The 15,378-nt window shown below is 41.3% G+C and carries 12 protein-coding genes; 9 read left to right on the top strand and 3 right to left on the bottom strand.

Translation table 11 applies throughout. The features are described 5' to 3' along the window. Window positions 1-438 precede the first annotated feature (438 nt). Window positions 439-2,913, top strand: coding sequence for a glycogen/starch/alpha-glucan phosphorylase (locus BUA02_RS12370; RefSeq protein ID WP_072704625.1), 2,475 nt, complete (start codon window positions 439-441; stop codon window positions 2,911-2,913). Here BUA02_RS12370 and BUA02_RS12365 read toward each other — a convergent pair. Further along, entirely contained in the window at window positions 2,905-3,810 is a 906-nt protein-coding gene (locus tag BUA02_RS12365) for an AraC family transcriptional regulator (RefSeq protein WP_071177279.1), read from the bottom strand. The two genes, BUA02_RS12370 and BUA02_RS12365, sit on opposite strands and share 9 nt — an antisense overlap. A 169-nt stretch (window positions 3,811-3,979) precedes the next feature. Between BUA02_RS12365 and BUA02_RS12360 the strand changes: the two genes are divergently transcribed. From BUA02_RS12360 to galT, 4 genes are all read left to right on the top strand, one after another. After that, the gene (locus BUA02_RS12360; protein WP_072704622.1) at window positions 3,980-5,206 is read left to right on the top strand and encodes a 5-bromo-4-chloroindolyl phosphate hydrolysis family protein; all 1,227 of its coding nucleotides are present in this window, start codon (window positions 3,980-3,982) and stop codon (window positions 5,204-5,206) included. Between the two features lie 43 nt (window positions 5,207-5,249). Then, window positions 5,250-6,413: a toxic anion resistance protein gene (locus BUA02_RS12355; RefSeq protein ID WP_072704619.1), complete on the top strand. Its 1,164-nt coding sequence runs from the start codon at window positions 5,250-5,252 to the stop codon at window positions 6,411-6,413. Between the two features lie 175 nt (window positions 6,414-6,588). Then, window positions 6,589-7,770, top strand: coding sequence for a galactokinase (locus BUA02_RS12350; RefSeq protein WP_083386024.1), 1,182 nt, complete (start codon window positions 6,589-6,591; stop codon window positions 7,768-7,770). A gap of 21 nt (window positions 7,771-7,791) precedes the next feature. Further along, window positions 7,792-9,330 (top strand): UDP-glucose--hexose-1-phosphate uridylyltransferase, encoded by a 1,539-nt coding sequence (gene galT, locus BUA02_RS12345; protein WP_072704616.1) that lies wholly within the window; start codon window positions 7,792-7,794, stop codon window positions 9,328-9,330. A 65-nt stretch (window positions 9,331-9,395) separates the two neighbouring features. On the opposite strand, the gene BUA02_RS12340 is transcribed toward galT, so the two are convergent. Beyond that, window positions 9,396-10,055 (bottom strand): tol-pal system YbgF family protein, encoded by a 660-nt coding sequence (locus tag BUA02_RS12340; RefSeq protein ID WP_072704613.1) that lies wholly within the window; start codon window positions 10,053-10,055, stop codon window positions 9,396-9,398. 67 nt (window positions 10,056-10,122) lie between these two features. On the opposite strand from BUA02_RS12340, the gene BUA02_RS12335 reads away from it, so the two are divergent. The 4 genes from BUA02_RS12335 to BUA02_RS12320 are packed head-to-tail and all read left to right on the top strand — an operon-like array spanning window position 10,123 to window position 14,378. Continuing rightward, window positions 10,123-11,682 carry a VanW family protein gene (locus tag BUA02_RS12335; RefSeq protein WP_072704610.1) on the top strand — a complete coding sequence of 520 codons (1,560 nt, stop codon included), beginning with the start codon at window positions 10,123-10,125 and terminating at the stop codon, window positions 11,680-11,682. Window positions 11,683-11,721: 39 nt separating this feature from the next. Further along, complete coding sequence (locus tag BUA02_RS12330) at window positions 11,722-12,696, top strand: AIR synthase-related protein (protein WP_083572760.1); 975 nt, start codon at window positions 11,722-11,724, stop codon at window positions 12,694-12,696. Window positions 12,697-12,735: 39 nt separating this feature from the next. Next, the gene (locus tag BUA02_RS12325; protein ID WP_072704604.1) at window positions 12,736-13,224 is read left to right on the top strand and encodes an Lrp/AsnC family transcriptional regulator; all 489 of its coding nucleotides are present in this window, start codon (window positions 12,736-12,738) and stop codon (window positions 13,222-13,224) included. Beyond that, complete coding sequence (locus tag BUA02_RS12320; RefSeq protein WP_072704601.1) at window positions 13,221-14,378, top strand: pyridoxal phosphate-dependent aminotransferase; 1,158 nt, start codon at window positions 13,221-13,223, stop codon at window positions 14,376-14,378. Before BUA02_RS12325 ends, BUA02_RS12320 begins: the two co-directional genes overlap by 4 nt. A 52-nt stretch (window positions 14,379-14,430) precedes the next feature. Here BUA02_RS12320 and BUA02_RS12315 read toward each other — a convergent pair whose 3' ends face one another. Beyond that, window positions 14,431-15,375 carry a 3'-5' exoribonuclease YhaM family protein gene (locus tag BUA02_RS12315; RefSeq protein ID WP_071177270.1) on the bottom strand — a complete coding sequence of 315 codons (945 nt, stop codon included), beginning with the start codon at window positions 15,373-15,375 and terminating at the stop codon, window positions 14,431-14,433. Between the last annotated feature and the right edge of the window lie 3 nt (window positions 15,376-15,378).

Below are 15,378 nucleotides of genomic sequence, written 5' to 3'. Positions count from 1 at the left end.
CAAAAAAACGCCATTTTCTTGTGCTCATAAGCAGCTTTTGAAGCGCATGCGGTTTGCGTTTAGCAAGAGCATGCGTATTAAAACAAAAGCTGCATGAGCACATAGAAAAGTATCGTTTTTTTGATGAGGGCAAAACAAAACTTTACAGCAAAAATGGCATCAAAGACTCAGACAGTGTTTCAAAAACAGAATTTAAAGTAAGAAATATAACGCTCATGAACATAGAAAAATCCTCAGAGATTCTCAAAAACAAACTTTAGGCTGGCGGCCCCACTTAGCTAGACTAGGCAGAGGCAGGGCGCGGCCCCAGTGAACCAGCCAGCGGCTATCCCCAAACTGTGAATGGTGGCACGATTTTACGCATATTTAATAGAATTGCGTGTAAATTTGGAGTAAAATAGCATTGTGTACGTACAATTGTAATGAGGAGGCTTACTTATGAAAAAAAAGACACTACCATTCGATAAAGATCTTTTCAAAAGAAGTGTTCTTTACAATGTTAAAACTCTCTATAGAAAGACTATGGAAGAGGCAACTCCACAGGAGATGTACCAGGCAGCAGCTTATGCCATAAAGGATGCCATTGTTGATCACTGGATGACAACTCAGAAAGCTGCAGCTGAGCAGGATCCTAAGATTGTTTATTACATGTCTATGGAATTTCTTATGGGTAGAGCTTTTGGTAATAATATCATCAATCTTCAGGCATACAAGGCAGTAAAAGATGCTTTGGAAGAGCTTGATATCGATGTAAACGTTCTTGAGGATCAGGAACCGGATCCAGCTCTTGGTAATGGTGGTCTTGGCCGACTTGCCGCATGCTTTTTGGATTCTCTTTCTACTCTTGGATATATTGCCTATGGCTGTGGTATCAGATACAAATATGGAATGTTCCGTCAGAAGATCCAGGATGGATATCAGGTAGAAGTACCAGATACCTGGCTTGAAAACGGCAATCCATTTGAGCTTAGAAGAAATGAGTATGCCAAAGAGGTTAAGTTTGGCGGCTATGTAACTATGTACACAGATGACATGGGAAGGACTATGTTCAAGCAGGAGGGCTATCAGGTTGTTAAGGCTGTTCCTTATGATCTTCCTGTTATTGGATATGGAAATGGCGTGGTCAATACCCTTAGAATCTGGGACGCAGAGCCTATCCAGTGTTTCCAGCTTGATTCGTTTGACAAGGGAGACTATCAGAAGGCTGTAGAGCAGGAGAATCTTGCAAGCCAGCTCTGTGAAGTCCTTTATCCTAATGACAATCATATTGCAGGAAAAGAGCTGAGATTAAAACAGCAGTATTTCTTTATCTCAGCATCTGTTCAGACTGCAGTTCAGAAATATATGCAAAATCATGACGACCTTAGAAAGTTCTATGAAAAGGCCGTATTCCAGCTTAATGATACTCATCCAACAGTTGCAGTAGCAGAGCTTATGAGAGTTCTCATGGATGATTATAAGTTCTCATGGGATGATGCTTGGGATGTAACAACCAAGACCTGTTGCTATACAAACCACACTATCATGGCTGAAGCTCTTGAGAAGTGGCCAGTAGATCTTTTCCAGAGACTTCTTCCTAGAATCTATCAGATCGTAGATGAGATCAATAGAAGATTTGTAGATCAGATCATGAGAAAATATACCGGTTCTGCAGGTATAGACGTTCAGGCCAAGATCAGAAGCATGGCTATCCTCTATGACAATCAGGTCAAGATGGCGCACCTTGCTATTGTTGGTGGTCATTCTGTTAACGGTGTTGCCAAGCTTCATACAGAAATCCTTGAAAAGAGAGAGCTTAAGGATTTCTATGAGATGATGCCTGAGAAGTTCAACAATAAGACAAATGGTATTACCCAGAGAAGATTCCTGCTCCATGCAAATCCTCTTTTGGCTGAGTGGGTAACAAATAAGATCGGTGATGGATGGATCACAGATCTGTCTCAGATGGACAAGCTAAAGGCCTTTGCCAATGACAAGAAGGCTCAGAATGAGTTCATGGAGATCAAGTTCAAGAATAAAGAGCGCCTTGCCAAGTACATCCTTGAGCATAACGGCGTAAAGGTGGATCCAAAGTCTATCTTTGATGTGCAGGTCAAGAGACTTCACGAGTACAAGAGACAGCTTCTTAATATCCTGCAGGTCATCCACAAATACAATGACATCAAGACTCATCCAAATAAGGACTTCTATCCAAAGACCTATATCTTTGGTGCTAAGGCAGCAGCTGGATATCTTACAGCTAAGCTTACTATCAAGCTGATTAATTCCGTTGCCGATGTGATCAACAATGATCCTGATATCGGCGGCAAGATCAAGGTTGTATTTATTGAGGATTACAGAGTATCAAATGCAGAGCTTATCTTTGCGGCAGCAGATGTTTCTGAGCAGATCTCAACTGCTAGTAAAGAGGCTTCTGGTACTGGTAACATGAAGATGATGCTCAACGGCGCTGTTACTTTGGGAACTCTAGATGGAGCGAATGTAGAGATCGTCAATGAAGTTGGCGAAGAGAATGCGTTTATCTTTGGACTTACTTCTCAGGAAGTAATGGAATATGAAAAGAACGGTGGATACAATCCAATGGATATCTACAACAGCGATCCTAACGTCAAGAAAGTACTTGATATGCTGGTAGATGGAACCTTCTCTGAGGATAAAGAGCTCTTTAGACCGCTGTATAACTGCCTTCTTAATACTATCAATTCTAGCAAGGCAGACCAGTACTTTATTTTAAAAGACTTTGAATCATATCTGGAAGCACAAAAGAGAATATCAGATGCCTATGAGGACAAGAAGCGCTGGGCTAAGATGGCACTTCTAAATACTGCCAGCTGCGGCAAATTCTCATCAGACAGAACCATTCAGGAATATGTCGATGAAGTATGGCATCTGGACAAAGTAGAATTACAGTGATTCTTGTTGTTTTTCTTCTATAAGTTTTTCGACTTGCTTGAGATGTTCCTTGCTTCCTGCTTCAGTATCACTCTTTGGAAGTGATTTGCGGTAGGCGGTAGGGGACATCTTTTTTTCTTGTTTAAATGCCTTTGAAAAGACAAGTGGATCAGAGTATCCACAGGAAATAGCTATAGATTCTATAGGAAGAGCTGTAAGCTGCAAAAGTTCTGTTGCCTTGGCAATCCTATAACTAGCTAGATATTGCTGCGGCGAAATACCAAGGGCATTTTGGAAAAGAGTGTATAAATAGCTTCTGTTAATACATACATAATCAGCTATATCTGTGACCTTTATTGGGTTACAATAATTACTCCTAACAAAGGCCTGCGCCCTATTAACGTAATCATTGGCGCTTCCGGAATCGCTCTTTGGAGTTACGGAAAGGCCTGACGCAATGACAGAAAGGAACATAGAAAGAAGGCCGTTTCTTCTAAGAACGTCCTCTACACTAAAGGTATTGTGATCCATCATATCTTTTACAAGGTTATAGATGGTCTCGGATTCGGTACTCTTAAATACTGGCTGCTGAAGGGATAAGCCAAGCTGTGAAACTATCTGCTCAGCTCTTTTGCCCCCGAATCCTATCCAAACATAGGTCCAAGGGTCGGACTTGTCAGCAACGTAGTAAGCAAGCTCTTCAGGAACAATGAGGAAGCCGTAGTTTTCCTTGAGAGGATATTTTTTGCCTCCAATGGAAAAAGAGCCTTTGCCACTTATAACGTAATGGATCATGAAGTGAGGTTTAAGTGCAGGGCCAAAGCTGTGGCCAGGAAGTGTCTGTGACAATCCGCAGCAATAAACGTAAAGATCATCAGATTCCTCTGTATTAAAAAGTAGCTTGTATGCCTTTTCCATTTTGGTTCCTTTCGCTATAATTACAAGAAATTCTACAAAACAATATTATCAACTAACTACTAGTGTGTTCAAGTGGAAAAGATACGCATTATCATTGTTTTTTGTGGATAATTACTGTAAAATAGACTTGCGTTTTTGGTGTTGTTTTGACGCTTTTTGGAGGTTTAGGGTGGAGAAAAATACAGAAGAGATCACTAGAGAGATCATAGATTCTAGTGTAAAAGCAGGACAAGATATATTACAAAGCGTTTCTAATGCGATCAATAAAAATGATTACAGCAAACTTGCCAGTGAGATAACAGATGCAGTCAAGGCTGTTTCTATTCCTCAGAGGACTATATATTCAAGCGGACGCAAAGAGTATTATCAGCACAAATATAGCTATAATCAGAATCCAGCAGCCGCAGTTAAGACAAGTTATCCGTTTTTTGCCAAGAAAGTCAGCAGATATGATGGTGTGTTGAGTATTGTATTCTCATCTTTGGTAGGATTTTTTGGAGCGTTACCACTTTTAATATGCGGAATAGTGTTTAGCGCAATATTTGGTGGTGCATGGTTATGGATGCTGGTTACTGGTATCGCTTCTATGGGAGCATGTTTGTTATGGCTCTTTGGCGGTATCAAGAAACTCAAGCTTGCCAAGCTTTTCCACAAATTTGGCAATATCATCAAGGATAAAGAATACTTCAAGGTTTCAGAACTTGCTCAGCAGGTAGTTAAGACTGACAAGGAAGTTACCAAGGATCTTAAGGAAATGGTCAAGGCTGGATATCTTCCTAGAGCCAAGTTTGACAGCACAGAGACAACATTTATGATCACTGACGCTGCATATCAGATGTATCTTGGAGCTGAGAAGGACAGACTTGCCAGAGAAAAGAAGGAACTTGACCAGCAGAAGGCTTCGCTTGGAGTTAACGCTACTACAAGAGCTAACCTTACTGGCGTTGAGGGACTTATCGCTGAGGGCGAAGATTATATCAGATTTGTACGAGCTACAAACGATATCATCCCAGATACAGAGCAGATGTCGGACAAGTTATATCGTCTTGAGAATATCATGAACAGGATCTTTGAGAAAGTTAAAAAGAATCCAGGAAGCGCTGATGATCTTCATAAGCTTATGAATTATTATCTTCCTACAACTAAGAAGCTTCTGGATGCTTATGTAGAACTTGATAAGCAGGCAGGTGTAGGTGAAAATGTTCAGCAGACCAAGGCTGAGATCAGCACAGCAATGGATACTATCAACGAGGCCTTTGAGAAGCTTCTTGATAGCATGTTCCAGGATATGGCCTGGGATATCTCTTCAGACATCTCAGTCATGAAGACTATGATGGCACAGGATGGTCTGACAACAGAAGGTCAGGGCATGGCTATGCAGCTCAAACAGGATTAAAAATCAAATTATTATAGAAGGAAAGGTATTTAAGGAGGAGAACATGGGAGCAGATTTACAGTTCGATGCAGCACCAGCTGCACCATCATTATCATTTGGGGCTGAGGAGCCACAGGCAGCTACAGCAACAATGGAGGCACCTGCAGAGGAAAAGAAGGACAACGGAAACGTTGCTCTTGAGGCTCAGCTTTCAGAAGAGGAGCTCAAGCAGGTTGAGGAGTTCAGCAAGCAGATTGATATCACAAACTCAACAGGTATCATGAACTACGGTGTTGGTACTCAGAAGAAGCTTGCAGATTTCTCAGAAAAAGCAATCGACAACGTTAAGACCAAGGATATGGGCGAAGTTGGTGACATGATCACTGATCTCGTTACACAGCTCAAGAACTTTGAGATTGATGAGGATGAGAAAGGATTAAGAGCTCTTTTCAAGAAAGGGGCAAACAAGATCGAATCTCTTAAGGCTAAGTACAGCAAGGTAGAGACAAACGTTCAGACTATCAGCAATGAGCTTGAGAGACATCAGGTTACTCTTATGAAGGACGTTGAGCTTCTTGATAGAATGTACGACCTTAACCTCAATTACTACAAGGAACTTTCAATGTACATCCTTGCTGGTAAGAAGAGACTTGAGGAAGAGAGAAGCACAACACTAGTAGAGCTTCAGAAGAAGGCAGCAGAGACAGGGCTTCCTGAGGATGCTGAGAAGGCAAAAGATTTTGCTAACAAGTGCGATAGATTTGAGAAGAAGATTTATGACCTTGAGCTTACAAGAACAATCGCAATGCAGACTGGTCCACAGATCCGTATGGTGCAGAGCTCAGACACAGTAATGGCTGAGAAGATCCAGTCTACAATCGTTAACACTATTCCTCTTTGGAAGAACCAGATGGTGATCGCTATCGGTATCGAGCATGCAACACAGGCTGCTGAGGCAGAGAGAGAAGTTAATGATATGACAAATAAGCTTCTTAGAAAGAACGCTGATGCACTTAAGGTTGCTACAATAGAGAGTGCTAAAGAGGCTGAGAGAGGAATTGTTGATATCGAGACTCTTAAGCATACAAACGAGTCACTTATCTCAACTCTTGATGAAGTACTCAAAATCCAGACAGAAGGTAAGACAAAGCGTCGTGAAGCTGAGGCAGAGCTTGCTCAGATCGAGAGCCAGCTTAAGGATAAGCTTTTAGAGGCTGCAAAGAACTAATTACTTGAAATATTGATTCCGGAGTAGATAAAAAATCTGCTCCGGTTTTTTTATACTTATTTTATTTAACATTTTGACAGGTATATGAAACAATGAGGCATAGAAAAGAATTCGCCTCTATCGTAAGATAAAATCACAAAAACACTTAAACGTTTGTATGGATCAAGGAGGTTATATGATCGATCAGGAAATGAAAAAGGCTGTTCTTGACAGCTTTGAGAAGGTTTATGGCAAAAATGAGAATGTTAAAGCATACTTTGCTCCAGGTAGAGTAAATCTTATTGGAGAACATACAGATTATAACGGTGGACACGTATTTCCATGTGCTCTCACTATTGGTACATATGGCGCAGCTGCCAAGAGAAATGACAAGAAGGTTCGTTTCTATTCAGTAAACCAGGAGAAGTTTGGTGTATATGAAGCAAATCTTGAGGATGCACTTAATCCTTCAGAGGCAGCAGGTTGGGTTAACTATCCTCTTGGTGTTATTTGGGCTTTTGAGAAGAGAGGAATGAAGCTTGATGCAGGTTTTGATATGGTTATCTACGGCAATATCCCTAACGGATCAGGCCTTTCTTCATCAGCTTCACTTGAGGTATTAACAGGATTCATCTTAAGAGATCTCTATGGATTTGACGTAACCAATCAGGACCTTGCTCTTATTGGTCAGTATTCAGAGAACAATTTCAATGGATGTAACTGCGGTATCATGGACCAGTTCGCTGTTGCAATGGGTAAAGAGAACAACGCTATCTTCCTTGATACAGCAGATCTTTCATTTGAGTATGCTCCAATCAAGCTTGATGGTGCCAAGATCATCGTTGCTAACACCAACAAGAAGCACAAGCTCACAGATTCTCAGTACAATGCTCGTCGTAGCATGTGCGAAGAAGCCCTTTCAATCCTTCAGAAGAAGCTTGATATCAAGGGACTCGGTGATCTTTCAATTGAGGAGTTCGAGGCAAACAAAGGTCTTTTAACAGATCCAGATATGCAGAAGAAGGCTAAGCATGCTGTATATGAGAACCAGCGTACAATCGAGGCTGTTAAAGTTCTTAAGGACGGAGATATCGCACGCTTTGGTGAGCTTATGAGACAGTCACACGAGTCACTTCGTGATGATTATGATGTAACAGGCGTTGAGCTTGATACACTTGCTGAGGAAGCTTGGAAGATCCCTGGAGTTATCGGTTCTAGAATGACTGGTGGTGGATTCGGTGGCTGCACAGTTTCTATTGTCAAAGACGAGGCTATTGAGAATTTCAAGAAGACTGTTGGCGAGAATTACCTTAAGAAGATCGGATACGAAGCTACATTCTACACAGTAGAGATTGGTGCAGGTCCAGAAGTAATCTAATAAAACCATGGAGATTTGGAAATGAGTAATATTCAGGAGTCAGTAAATAAATTAGTGGCATATGGTCTTGCCACAGGTCTTATTGAAAAAGAGGATGTTATCTATACTGTTAACTCTCTTTTGATCGCCCTTGGCCTTGATAGTGCTGATTATGTCAGTGCAGATATTGAGAAGCTTGCAGGGGAAGTACCTTCAGATGAGAAAGAACTTGCTTCATATCTTGAGGCAGTTCTTAAGGATATGGACGACTTTGCAGCAGCAAATGGCCTTATTGAAAACGACAGCGTTGTATATAGAGATCTTTTTGATACAAAACTTATGGGACTTATGGTTGAGAGACCAAGCGCTATTATCAGTAAGTTCCGCGCTAAATATGAAAAAGATCCTGTAGAAGCAACAGACTACTACTATAACTTATCCAAGAACAGCGATTACATCAGACGTTATCGTATTGCAAAGGATATGAAGTGGATCGCTCCTACTGAGTATGGTGATCTTGATATTACGATCAACCTCTCCAAGCCAGAAAAGGACCCTAAGGCTATTGCAGCAGCGCGCAACGCCAAGCAGTCAGGCTATCCTAAGTGTCAGCTCTGCTGGGAAAACGAGGGATATTCAGGACGTGTTGATCATCCTGCAAGAGAGAACCACAGAATCATTCCTGTAACAATTCAGGATTCAAAGTGGGGATTCCAGTATTCTCCATATGTTTATTACAACGAGCACTGCATCGTATTTAACTCACAACATATTCCTATGAAGATCGAGCACAATACTTTCTGCAAGCTCTTTGATTTTGTTAAGCAGTTCCCACACTACTTTGTAGGATCTAACGCAGATCTTCCTATCGTAGGAGGTTCAATCCTTAGCCATGATCATTTCCAGGGCGGACATTATACATTCGCTATGGCCAAGGCTCCTGTAGAGAGAACATTTACAGTTAAGGGCTTTGAAGATGTTCAGAGCGGAATCGTTAAGTGGCCTATGTCTGTTATCAGACTTTCTGGTCCAGATACTGAGAGGATCATCGCTCTTGCAGATGTGATCCTTAATAAGTGGAGAGGCTACACTGACGAAGCTGCATTTATTTTTGCAGAGACGGAAGGAACACCTCACAACACAATTACTCCTATTGCCAGAAAGCGTGGAGACAACTACGAGCTTGATCTGGTACTTAGAAACAATATCACAACTGATGAGCATCCACTTGGTGTATATCACCCACACGCTGAGCTCCATCATATCAAGAAAGAGAACATTGGTCTTATTGAGGTCATGGGACTTGCAGTACTTCCAGCAAGACTTAAGACTGAGATGGCTGACCTCAAAAAAGCAATCCTTGAGGGAGCAGATATCAGAAAAGACGAAGTTCTTGAGAAGCATGCAGATTGGGTAGATGCCTTTAAGACTAAGTACGATGTGATAGATGAGAACAACATTGATGACATTATCCAGAAGGAAATCGGAGAAGTCTTCATGCACGTACTTGAAGATGCTGGTGTATATAAGAGAACAGCAGAAGGTCAGGCTGCATTTGACCGCTTTGTAAGTGCTCTCTAATAAAAAGAAATATAAAAGCCGCAATAGACTAGTTTCTATTGCGGCTTGTTTTATAGCTATATCAGTTAGAAAGTAACAAGTGGAGGTTTTTTCTTGGTTTCCTCCATAGGAACACCAAGAAGCTGTAATATAGGTCTTTTGCTAAGAGAGTTAAGATTCTTGGCAATTGGAATAAGACCGTTTATCTTCTTTTCAATCTCTTCTTCACTAAGCTCTAACTTGGTTTTGTAGATATCTACAAGAAGTCTGTAGGTTGCTGTTACGTCAGTTCTAGTCTTTACTGAGAACTCCAAAACCTTGGCAGCATCTTCGTAGCGGCCCTGATTGTAGAGGAGTTCGCCCCAGTTCTGGAGGGCACGTACTAGAGTGGTATAGTTCTGATCGTATTGAGTAAGAGCAGTTATGTTAGCTGTTCCATACTCGAGCTTTAAATCTGTATTTGAAATACCAGTAAAGTTAACAATCTTTTCGAAGGCTAGCGCTTTTAGATCATTTTCTGCATTTTGTAGCGCTTCGTTGTCACCTGCTGTATCAAAAGGAAGGAGATTGAATGGAATGTGTACATATTCAAGTCCTTCAAGGCTCTTTCTTCTGACTTCATTTGATTTGCGTTCCCTTTCCCAGAAGTCTTCTTCCTTCTGTTCGACCTTTCTGGAAACGCGACGCATGCTGATATTGAAAAAGATTGCAAGTATAATGAAACTTGCTAAAAAGGGTAATTTCATCTATAATATCCTTTCAGTAAAAGTGGGTAATTTTTTTTTATTTTCATCATAGCACAGAGGAAGCATTATGAAAAAATTTTTTGGAGGAATTTTTCTCCTTTTCTTATCTATCTTAGTATGCCCTGCTATAAATGTGCAGGCATCTGATAAGGGCACAATTGCAAATGGCGTATATATCGGTAACATTGATGTATCCGGTATGACAATTGCTGATGCAAATACCACTATCGAAGCTTATTTCCAGGAATTAAACAGCAGTGAACTTACATTATCAGCCGGTGAAGGCAAGACTATAACAGTTATGGCCTCAGATCTCGGCATTACATGGAATAATACAGACATAGCAGATGAAGCATATGCTCTTGGTCACGAAGGCAACATCGTTCAGAGATACAAAGCCATGAAGGACCTTGAGAGAAATAATCACAATTTTGATATCGAGTATGGTTATAACGAAGAGGCTTTGCAGGATGTACTTGCAAAGTGCAGCAAGAATTTTGATCAAAAGACAGTAAACTATGGTCTTAAGAAGACTGAGAACGGTTTTGAAGTAACAGAAGGTCAGACAGGATACCTTGTGGATGTCGCAGAATCAGTAGGAATCATCAAGGACTTCATCAAGAATGACTGGAGCGCAGACAATACAGTTATTCAGCTCTCTGTAAAAGAGGATGCTCCAAAAGGAAGCGCTGATGAGCTTTCAAAGGTAAGAGACGTACTTGGAACTTATACTACAAGCTACAGGACATCTGGAGCAGCTAGAAGTGCTAACGTAGCTAATGGATGTGCACACATCAATGGATCAACAATTTATCCAGGGGAGGAGTTCTCAGTTCTTGATACTATCACTCCTTTCACAGAAGCTAACGGATATTTCCCAGCAGGTTCATATCTTAACGGACTTGTTGTTGAGAGTGTTGGCGGCGGAATATGCCAGGTATCAACAACTCTTTATAACGCAGTACTTCTTGCTGAGCTTGAGGTAACAGAGAGACACAATCATTCAATGATCGTAACTTATGTAGAGCCTTCTGCAGATGCAGCTATTGCAGAGTCTGGCGGCAAGAACTTTAAGTTTGTGAACAGCACAGATGCTCCTATCTATATTGAAGGTTATACTACACCAGACAAGCATATTACTTTTACTATCTATGGCGTTGAGACTAGAGATCCAGGTCATAAGGTAGAGTACAAGAGCGAAGTATTAGAGACTACACCTGCTTCCGCAGATCAATATGTAACAGACCCATCACAGTCACTTGGCTATGTGGGAACACAGTCAGCACACCTTGGATACAAGGCACAGCTCTGGAAGATCGTTACAGAAAATGGTCAGGAAGTTAGCAGAGAAGTTGTTAATAGCAGTACATACAAGATGGTTCCTAGAATTATCACAATAGGAACAGCTGGTGCCGATGAAAGCGCCATGGCCAAGATACAGACAGCTATCTCAACAGGAGATGTTGGAACTATCAAAGCTGTAGCAGGAGCCCTTGGAGCAGCTAGGAACGCTCAGGGTACTGAGAATGAAGCAGCGGCAGCACAGGCAGCTCAGGATGCTGTAGATGCAGCCAATCAGCAGCTTAGAGACCAGCAAGCTGCTGAGGAAGAGGAATTACAAGGATAATCTGAAACTGTAAACATTTGCATAGAATATGGCGGTTATATGAGAATTGGCAAGATAACAGAGAATGCTCTCAAGCGTTCCATCATAAAGCTCATAAAAACTGAATCAAATAAAAAGACAAGCGCAGCTGTAGGGGCAGACTGCGCTTTTTCTGAATCTGAAAATAGTTTTTCTGCAACAGCAACTATTACGACAAACGTATCAAAGTGCGGATATTATGCTGTTATGAAGGCGACAAATTCTCTGATAGCCCAGGGAATAAACCCTGACCATGTGGTAGTTAATATATTACTTGATAAAGATAGTGAAGAAGCAGTACTTAAAAAGATAGTAAGAGATGCCATAAGCGCATGCAATATAAATGACATAGCCTATGCAGGCGGCCATACAGAAGTTACAGAAGCTGTTACTAGACCAATAGTTACAGCAACCTGCGTAGGAACAGAGGTTATGATAAAGAATCTATACAAGAGTAAGCCCAAGGCGGGAGATGCGCTTGTAGTTAGTAAGTGGATAGGCATGGAAGGTACAGCAATGCTAGCAGCTGAGAAACGAGCGGAGCTTGCTACCAAGTATCCAGAGCCATTTATAGATGATGCAGAGGAGCTTTCTAAGCTCCTTGGAATAAATAGTGAGGCCGCAGTCGCCATGAAGTCCAGCGTCAGTGCGATTCACGATGTTTCCTGTGGTGGTATATATGCCGCACTTTGGGAAATGGGAGAACGCGCAGGAACTGGACTAAAAGTCGATTTAAAATGTATCCCGGTAAGACAGGAGACTATCGAAGTATGTGAGTTCTTTGAGATAAACCCATACGTCCTGACTTCAGGAGGAGCACTTTTATTTGCGACTGAGGACGGCGAGGCACTTGTAAGAGATTTAGAAGAGGCTGGAATTCCAGCAGCCATTGTTGGCTATCTTGAAAAGGGCAAAGACAAGATCATTACAAATCTTGATGAGGCCAGATTTTTGGAGATGCCACAGGCAGATGAGATACATAAGGTGCTTGGCTAATAGTTTTATCACAACATATTTAAAGGAGCGGTTATACACATGAGTACAAGAGAAGAAATTTTAAAGACAATTGAGAAAAACAGCCGTATCGATGTACATGAACTTAGCGTACTCCTTGGTGCGGAAGAGATAGAAGTAGCGAACGAGCTTAAAGCACTTGAAGAAGAAGGTGTGATCTGCGGATATCACACAATGATAGACTGGTCCAAGACTTCAATCGAGAAGGTAAATGCCCTCATCGAAGTTAAGGTTACTCCAACAAGAGGACTTGGATTTGACAGCATTGCTGAGAGAATCTACAAATATCCAGAGGTTACCAGCGTATATCTTATGAGCGGCGGATTTGACCTTATGGTAATCCTTGAAGGTAAGTCACTTCAGGAAGTTGCCGGATTTGTAAACAATAAACTTGCGACACTTGATACTGTTCTTAGTACAGCCACACATTTTATCCTTAAGAAATATAAGGACCACGGAACAATTCTTACTAAGAAGTATGAAGACACAAGGGAGATAATAACACCATGAGAAATCCAATAGGAAAGAAAGTAGTTGATATAAAGCCTTCTGGAATTCGAAAGTTTTTTGATATCGTTCAGGAAACCGAGGGTGCAATTTCACTTGGTGTAGGTGAGCCTGACTTTGATACACCTTGGCACATCAGAGACGAGGGTATCTATTCACTTGAGAAGGGCAGAACCTTCTATACTTCCAATTCCGGATTAAAAGAGCTGAGACAGGAAATTTCAAATTACATTAAGAGAACTCAGAACGTAGAATATGATCCATTAAAAGAGATATTCGTAACAGTAGGTGGATCTGAAGCTATTGACCTTGCACTTAGAGCAATGGTTGATGCAGGGGACGAAGTATTGATCCCTCAGCCAAGTTATGTATCCTATGAGCCATGTGCAATATTGGCAGATGCTGTCCCGGTTACAATTGAGCTTAAGGAAGAGAATCAGTTCAGACTTACAGCTGAAGAGGTTCTTGAGAAAGTAACGGATAAGACTAAGATATTAGTTCTTCCGTTCCCAAATAACCCAACTGGCGCTGTAATGACAAAAGAGGATCTGGAGGCAATTGCCAAAGTTGTCATTGAGAAAGATCTATTTGTAATATCTGATGAAATATATGGAGAGCTTACATATAGCGGCGAGCACGTATCAATCGTTTCTATTCCAGGAATGAAAGAAAGAACTATTCTGATCAACGGTTTCTCCAAGGCCTATGCCATGACAGGTTGGAGACTTGGTTATGCTTGTGGACCTGAGATCATCATGAAGCAGATGATCAAGATCCATCAATTTGCTATCATGTGTGCTCCTACAACTAGCCAGTATGCGGCAGTAGAAGCTCTTAGAAATGGTGATGATGATGTTAAGATGATGCGTGAGCAGTACAATCAACGCAGAAGATATCTCTTAAATGAATTCGAAAGAATAGGTCTTACCTGTTTTGAACCATTTGGAGCATTTTACGTATTTCCTTCAATCAAGAAGTTTGGAATGAGTAGTGATGAGTTCTGTACAAGACTTTTAAAGGAAGAAAAGCTTGCGGTAGTACCTGGTACAGCATTTGGAGACTGTGGTGAGGGATACATCAGAATATCCTACGCGTATTCACTTGATAATCTGAAGGCTGCTATGGAGAGACTTGAGAGGTTTATATCTAAGCTATAATGACACTAAAAAAGGAATGTCGTTTTCGACATTCCTTTTTGAATTCAAATAATTAATCCATACGTGAATCGTAGATATTACTCTCAAAGAACTTATTATATCCCTGCCAGCCTGGAGCTGTGATGTTTGCAAGAAGCTCTGTGAAGGTCTCCATCTTGGCGTCTGTGTTGTCTGCAAGGTTGAGAGCAACAGCTTCGATGATAGATGGCTTCTTTGGTGAACCATATTCATATTCGCCATGGTGAGCCAGAATACAGTGCTGGAGCTCCTGTTTGAGAATCTCTGGGAAACCGTCGATCTGGCGGGCTTTTTCACCTACCATTTCAGCACCCATAACAATGTGGCCAAGGAACTGACCTTCATCTGTGTAGTCATTTACTGGGAAGAGGCTAAGCTCTTTGGTCTTACCGATATCGTGGCAGATAGCTGCTGTAAGGAGAAGGTCTCTCTTAAGAACTGGGTAAGACTTGCAATAGTAATCACAGAGCTTAGTTACGCTAAGAGTGTGCTCTAAAAGTCCTCCGATAAAGCCGTGGTGTACAGTCTTGGCTGCGCTTGACTTACGGAATACATCAATAAATTTTTCATCGTGGATGAAGAACTCTTCAAGGAGCTTTTTGAGATATGGGTTCTCGATGGAACCAATTATTCCAAGGAGTTCTTTGTACATGTCATCGATGTTCTTGCTTGAAACAGGAAGGTAAAGGGATGGATCATACTCTCCTTCGTGACATTTTCTAGCGCGCTTAACGTTAACCTGGATCATGCCGTTGAAGCTTGTAACTTCACCAAAAACATCAATGTAATCTGTATCATCAAACTCGTCGATACCATCACTGTTAGGTTCCCAAACCTTTGCATCAACTGTGCCTGTCTTGTCCTGAAGAGTAACAGAGTAGTACTCTTTACCATTCTTGGTAGTGGCGCTGAGCTTGTGCTTGCACATGTAGATGTCAGCAATGCGATCGCCAGGTTTTAAATCTTTAATGAACTTCATTTA

Origin of the sequence: Butyrivibrio hungatei DSM 14810 (assembly GCF_900143205.1) — a bacterium.
Taxonomy (GTDB): domain Bacteria; phylum Bacillota; class Clostridia; order Lachnospirales; family Lachnospiraceae; genus Butyrivibrio; species Butyrivibrio hungatei.
Note: the sequence above shows the minus strand (reverse complement) of the source record. Positions and strands in the feature narration are given on the sequence as shown.